Annotated in this window: 1 protein-coding gene; it reads right to left on the reverse strand. The window is 51.7% G+C overall.

From position 1 onward, the window contains the following. Window positions 1–333: AAA family ATPase (locus A3766_RS09650; protein ID WP_156508838.1), on the reverse strand; the 333-nt coding region annotated here is incomplete at both ends.

Here is a 333-nt window from a genome sequence, read left to right on the forward strand (position 1 = left end):
ACCATTAGCAGGCAAACACGCGCTAAGTGGAAGCATATCTGAGCCTTCTAGCACAGCCTGCTCAGTTTCGATTCGCTTAAGTTGGAAGGCGATTGAGTCCGCTAGACGAACGGCAGCCTTTCCTGTCGGGGCGAGCAACCTTACTTTTGCTGGTCGGCCCAAACGTAGCCTGAATGATTGATCGACCAAGTGCAACAGGCTTGCTGCTGTGGTGGTTTTTCCGGTACCGGGTCCCCCAGCAATCAAAGTTGTTTTTTGCAGCAAAGCATGTGCAGCTGCAACGGCTTGCCAGTCTGGTTTCTCGTCTGAGTCCACACCATTTAATGCAAACAT

The sequence above is a fragment of the Oleiphilus sp. HI0132 genome, assembly GCF_001635845.1.